The 6,303-nt window shown below is 56.2% G+C and carries 3 protein-coding genes and 2 pseudogenes; 3 read left to right on the top strand and 2 right to left on the bottom strand.

Features of this window, described 5'->3' with window-relative positions; genetic code table 11:
* Positions 1–95: 95 nt before the first annotated feature.
* Together ACIOVF_RS27930 and ACIOVF_RS27925 are read left to right on the top strand one after the other, a co-directional pair.
* Complete coding sequence (locus ACIOVF_RS27930; RefSeq protein ID WP_401294196.1) at positions 96–464, top strand: histone-like nucleoid-structuring protein, MvaT/MvaU family; 369 nt, start codon at positions 96–98, stop codon at positions 462–464.
* A 49-nt stretch (positions 465–513) separates the two neighbouring features.
* Positions 514–1,323: pseudogene (locus tag ACIOVF_RS27925) on the top strand (KUP/HAK/KT family potassium transporter); the annotation flags it as partial.
* 128 nt (positions 1,324–1,451) lie between these two features.
* On the opposite strand, the gene ACIOVF_RS27920 reads toward ACIOVF_RS27925, so the two are convergent.
* Together ACIOVF_RS27920 and ACIOVF_RS27915 are read right to left on the bottom strand one after the other, a co-directional pair.
* Positions 1,452–2,000, bottom strand: coding sequence for a cytochrome b (locus ACIOVF_RS27920; RefSeq protein WP_203585595.1), 549 nt, complete (start codon positions 1,998–2,000; stop codon positions 1,452–1,454).
* Positions 2,001–2,219: 219 nt separating this feature from the next.
* On the bottom strand, positions 2,220–2,705 hold the full coding sequence (locus ACIOVF_RS27915) for a transposase (RefSeq protein ID WP_401294193.1): 486 nt from the start codon (positions 2,703–2,705) through the stop codon (positions 2,220–2,222).
* Between ACIOVF_RS27915 and ACIOVF_RS27910 the strand changes: the two are divergent.
* Positions 2,694–6,215: pseudogene (locus tag ACIOVF_RS27910) on the top strand (NACHT domain-containing protein); the annotation flags it as partial. The gene ACIOVF_RS27915 and the pseudogene ACIOVF_RS27910 overlap by 12 nt on opposite strands.
* Positions 6,216–6,303: the final 88 nt, after the last annotated feature.

Genomic DNA, 6,303 nt, shown 5'->3' with positions numbered 1-6,303 from the left:
GGGGTAAAGGTACGACGTTGCTTGGTCATCAGACACCTCTCTATGGCGAGCATTCTCGCCTAAATGGGTGTCCGGTTTCATTAGACCACTACACTATGTCTCGTTTGGCCGAGTTTCGTCAGCTTGAGCAGCAGCTTGCCACCCAGCTCGCTGAGCTTGAAGCACTTAAGGGCAGCTCCGAACTGCAGAAAGAAATCCAGTTTGAGACCAAGCTGCGTGAGCTGCTGGCCGAGTACGGCTACAGCCTGCGCAATGTCATTAATCTATTGGATCCTCAAGCTAACCGCGGCTCTGCAGCTCCTGCTGCCGTTGAGAAGGCCCCGCGTCGTGCTCGTCAGGTGAAGCGGTATAAGAACCCGCACAATGGCGAGATCATTGAGACCAAGGGTGGCAACCACAAGCTGCTGAAAGAGTGGAAAGCTCAGTATGGCGCTGACGTGGTGGAAGGCTGGCTCGCCCAGTAACACACTCTTCGGCTGCTTGCTAAAGCCCCCTAATGGGGGCTTTTTAATAGCTATCGGTTTCGGATCTTCCGATGCCTTGGCGGCGGCCTATGGCGTGGCGGTGACCGGCACCATGCTGATCACAACGTTGCTGGCCTCGGCGGTGATGCTGTTGCTGTGGAAGTGGCCGCCGCTGTTGGCGATGCCAGTGTTGCTGGCGTTTCTGCTGGTCGACGGCCTGTTCTTCGTCGCTAACCTGCCGAAGGTGTTGCAGGGCGGCGCCTTTCCGGTGCTGGCGGGGATAGTGCTGTTCATCCTCATGAACACCAGGAAGCGCGGCCGTCAGTTGCTGCTCGAGCGTCTCGACGAGGGCGCCTGGCCGTTGCCGGTGTTCATCATGAGCATCCGCGCGCAACCGCCGCACCGGGCGCAGGGCAGGGCGATTTTCCTCACCGCGCGCACCTACGGCGTGCCCCACGTGCTGTTGCACAACCTGCTGCACAACCAGGTGATGCACCAGACGGTAGTGCTGCTGACGGTGGTGGCCGAAGGCGAGCCGCGAGTGCCGCAGGAGCGGCGCTTCGAGGTCGAAGCCTACGGCGAGGGCTTTTACCGTGTGCAACTGCATTTCGGCTTTATGGACGAGCCGGACGTGCCGGCGGCGCTGGGTTTGCGTCTCCTGGACGGGCTGGATTTCAGCCCTATGCGCTGCACCTACTTCCTCCGCCGCGAGACAGTGATCTCGACCAAGCGGATTGGCATGGCGCGTTGGCGCGAGGGCTTTTTCGCCTTTCTATTGAAGAACGCCAACAGCAACGTGCGCTTCTTCAACCTGCCGTTGAACTGGGTGATAGAGCTGGGAACCCAGGTGGAAATTTGAGTGCCGCCTTCGCGATTCGTTGGGCGTCGGGCTTTTGTAGGAGCCAGCAAGCTGGCGATGCCTTTTGTTGCAGAGCTTTCTCCAGCAAGCTGGCTCCTACAGACATCCACTGCTAGGCCGAAGGCGGCTTAGTCGCGACCGGGGAGCATGCGCACGACGGTGTTGTCGCGGCTGATGAAGTGGTGGAACAGGGCGGCAGCGGCGTGCAGGCCGATCAACCAGTAGCCGACGACGCCGGCCAGTTCGTGCCATTCCTTGATCTCGCCGGCCAGCGGCGGGTTCTTGCCGATCAGTGCGGGCAGTTCCAGGCCAAAAAACGGAATCGGCTTGTCGGCCGCGCTGAGCACCAACCAACCGGCCAGCGGCGCACCGATCATCAGAGCGTAGAGCGCCAGGTGCATGAGCTTGCCGAGGGCTTGCTGCAAGCCTTGTGGTGCCGGTTTGATGTTTGGCGTCGGGGCGATCAGGCGGGCGAACAGGCGCAGCCAGACCAGCGCGAAAACCCCGAGCCCGAGCATGAAGTGCCATTGTTTGAGCAGCTCGCGGGTGTCGCTGCCCTTGGGAAAGTTGCCCTTGAGTTCGATGCAGGCATACAGGCCGGCAATCATCACTAGCATCAGCCAGTGCAGGGCGATGCTGAGGCTGCCATAGCGGGATTCGGTATTTTTCCAGGCCATCGCGGTTTCCTTGTTAGCGCTGAGTCCGCCGGGGGGCGGGGAAGTGCTGGATAATGAGCGGGCCAGCTTAAGCCAGCCTTAATTGTTGATGCTGTGCGCGAAAAACGTGCGTTTCCACAGAACGCTTACGCACGACATCGATGTTGTCGTCGAGGGTCGTCAGAGCACTGTTCACATTTCCTACCACACTGCTTGCTCCTCGATCACCAACCCATTTGGCTAGCTCTTCGACGGCGGCGCGCAACGCATCCTGGTTATGGCTAAGGCGCTCACCTTCCGAACTCCAGCATTAAGGCCGATGGCGTCCGCGTATAACGCGGACATAGGCCACCGCACCCTGCTCAGGATGCCACGCCAGTAGCCCTTCAGCCGTTTGGCAAACTGCTTCAGAGCCGGTATTGCGCTTTCATCGGCCAGACGCAGCCACTGTTTCCACGCTGATCGCCAGCCCCAAGCGGTAGTAGGTGACCACAGCGCTTTGAGCTCTGCCTTCATCAGGTAATGTTCTCGATGGTATCGAGCGGTGTGAGCACCATGACACGTCAAAGCAATCAGGCCGCTCTCGCCATGATGGGATTCGGAATACAAGTCGATCTCCCAGCACAGGTCACCGGCGGAGACAGCATTCGAGTAGGATGGTGGAGCCTCTGCAGCCCTCGTCTGGACTGCTCCTGACCTGCTTTGAGACTCGTTATGACCAAGCACTCGGACGCCTTCATTGACCTTGATCGCACCTTCTCCAAAATCCCTCTTGATGCTGATGCGTCTGACGATGTCGACCTAAGCGGTAGGCATAGCCGGCAGGGAGAGCTCCGCTGGCCTGACTTGCTAACTCATAATCGGGTGATACTGCTGTCCGAGGCGGGATCAGGTAAAACTGCTGAGATCCGAAACGTTGCTTGCCAGCTCAGGAGCCAAGGCAAAAATTCATTCTTTCTACGTATTGAGAACGTCACTTCAGACTTGGAGGACGCCTTCGAGGTGGGGACGTTTGATGAGTTCGAGAGCTGGCTCGATTCAGGCACTGAGGGCTGGCTGCTGATGGATTCAGTCGACGAGGCTCGGTTAAATGATCCGAAAGATTTCGAGCGCGCAATCCGAAGACTTGGCCGATTGACCCGAAACACTGTGGCCCTGGCGCACATAATCATCACTGGACGAAGCACAGCATGGCGCGCAAAGACGGATCTTGCGATCTGTGAAAAGGCTTTTGCGTTTGGGCCCGTAGCTCGGCAAGCTCCTTCCACAACAACTGATGGTTTTGAGGACGTTGTGCAAACGGTTCCATACAAAACGGAGCCAGATACGTCGTTCCTCTTGGTGACGTTGGACGACATCCATGACGAGCAGATTGATCGCTTCTTAAATGCCACTGGCGTCCAAGACATCAAAGCGTTTCGTTCCGCAGTTGAGCGCAAGGAAGCATGGTCACTAACCACGCGCCCTCTAGACTTCCTGGAACTCGTCGACTTTTGGCTCGAGCACCATCGAATAGGCTCGCGCTTGGAACTCATGAAAAGCAGCATTAATCGCCGCCTTGAAGAGCGTGACCAAGATCGAGCCGAATCTAGGCCCATTGCTCCAGGTAGGCTCAGAGAAGGCGTGCGATTAATTGCAGCAGCAACAACATTAGGGCAAACGTCTGCGATCCGCGTCCCTGATGGTGAGACCAATAAACGTGGGATTCCCATTCGCGACGTGCTGACGGATTGGAATGACACAGAATCAGCAGCCTTGCTGAATCGACCAATTTTCGAGCCGGGCATCTATGGAACGGTTCGTTTTCACCATCGTACTGTCCGAGAATACCTAACAGCGGAATGGCTCCACGAGCTGATACGTGGCGCAGGTTCGCGGGTCAAAATCGAGAACTTGTTCTTCTGTACACAATACGGGCTGGAGGTTATCAATCCTTCGATGCGTCCAGTTTTGCCCTGGCTTGCGCTGTTGGATGAGCCCATTTGTACACGGCTAGAGGAGGTTGCTCCGGAAGTATTTTTTGAGGGAGGCGATCCTGGACAGCTTCCACTGAGTACACGTCGGAAGGTGCTGCGTAAAGCGTGCGAGCACTTGGCGCAGCCGGCTCATAGTTGGACGATGACTGACTATTCAGCCGTACAGCGATTCGCGCACCACGATCTCACTGAAGACATCAAAGAGCTACTGACGCTTTACCGTACCAACGATGACATCGCCTGGTTCCTTTTAAGAATGGTATGGCAGGGTGAGGTGGTGGGTGCACTTGCAGAGACTAAGCAATTTGCCCTCGATGCTCAGCACAAACATACTCGTTTGGCAGCAATCCGAGCTGTTAACGACCTGGGGACGGCCCAGGATGTAGCCGATGTGCGCCTAGCGCTGCTGGCAGGAGACTCCAAAGTTAACCGGGAATGGTTAGCTGAGCTGCTTGATGGGTTTGCGCTCGATAGTCAATGGCTACCTTGGCTGCTACAGGCAATCGAGATTAGTGCGAAGAAAGAGCACTATAGCGGTAGAGATACCCTAGCGTTGAAGCTTTCTTCCCTGGCAATGGATTGTCCGCTAGAAAACCTGCCAGCCCTCATATGCGGGCTCGGTGTGCTTTTAGACAAGCCTCCAACTGAAGAGCACGGTTTCAGTGCTATCTCTAAGAGGTACGGCTGGCTAGCCGAGATAGCTGGTATGGCAGTGCTCCGTTTGCTCCAGGCACGAGCCCCGTTTGCGATTGATGACTCGGCCCTCGCGATTCTGAGCAAGCTGGCCCAAGCGCACATTTATGATGAGCGAGAAACTCGAGAGCTCGGAGAAAAACTCCGGGAGATCGTGCCTACTTGGCCGGAGCTCGATTACAAGCTGTTCTGGTATGACGTTGGACTAGCTCGTAACGGTCGAGTGCATCGAGGGGAACCTGTAATTCACGTCTGGCAGCTGCTTGGTTTTCGGCCATTCTGGTCGCTGAATAGGCAAAACTTTAGCCTCGCCTGCGACCACATCGCTAGCCTCACGAATATTCATGATCGGCTGATGGCGCTCAGTATGGCTTTCAACATTTACATACAGCATGAGAAACCACCCTCTTGGGAGATTCAGCTCAGGCAAGCAACTGAGGCCCACGACGAGCTTCGCGAGAAGCTTGAAATTTTGTTAAACCCACCGGAGCGAAAAGTTGAGGAGTGGGAAATCAAGCAGGCTCAGTGGAAAGAGGAAGCCGCCCAACGAAAAGCTGAAGAGACAGAGCGTCGTCGCTCTTGGCAGGAGGGGCTCGCCGCTGAAGTGGCCCTGATAAATAGCCCCAAGCCAAGCGTGATGACTCTAAGCCAATCTTACCTAATGGAACAGATGCGTGAGGGCTCATCGTCGTCAAATACTTGGAGCAGCGGCAATTGGCAGTCGCTCATAACTGAGTTCGGCCTGCCAGTTGCCCAAGCGTTTCGTACCGGCGCTGTTAATTTCTGGCGGGGCTATTGCCCAACTCTGCCATCCGAGGGGGCTCCTGCCAATTCGATCCCATACCAGGTGATTTTTGGGTTGACTGGGCTCGCTATTGAGGCCAAAGAGGAGCCATCTCGCTTCTCGCAGATGTCCGCTGATAACGCTGAGTACGCAGCTCGCTATGGGCTGCTTGAACTGAACGGCTTTCCGGAGTGGTTTCCCAGACTTTTCGGGCTACACCCGCGAGTTATCAAAGAAGTCGTACTGCGTGAAATCAATTACGAGATGGATACGCCACGTTTGGAGTCAGGCGGCAATCGGGTGCTACAGAGACTGCGCTGGAGTGGGGGCTGGATGTACGACGAGCTTGCTGCTCCGCTCATGGCCCGGCTGGCACAGCACATAAGTGACCTTGAGTTGCTCCAGCTCATGCTGAGCATTGTGCAGGAGTCGTCGGTCGTTGATGAGGTACTGGCCGAGCTCGCCAGCAAGCGTGCCATAGAAGAGCTCAATTCGGAGATTGCGCCGACCTGGTACGCCGTGTGGGTTGGAGTGGGGCCGGCGCATGCTATCCCGGCATTAGCAGCTCGCATCGACTCGTTATCCTCAGATGAGGAAAAAGCCACATTCGCCATGCTTTGCCTGATTGCCATTGTCGGAAGCCGCACTGTCAGCCGTTGTCGGCAGAATTACAAAACGGTTGAGCATGTCAAATCGCTGTATCTGCTGATGCACACATACATACGTATTGCAGAAGACATTGACCGTGCAGGAAAAGGGGTCTATTCGCCAGGACTTAGGGAAATCCTGAAAAAGACTTCCTGATTTGGCAAAATCCCCGGACACCAATCGCCGAGCTTTTCAATGAAGCAAATGACCTTCGCCGATGCCG

Source organism: Pseudomonas sp. NPDC087612 (genome assembly GCF_044743505.1).
GTDB lineage: Bacteria > Pseudomonadota > Gammaproteobacteria > Pseudomonadales > Pseudomonadaceae > Aquipseudomonas.
This window is presented reverse-complemented; position numbering and strand designations above follow the sequence as displayed.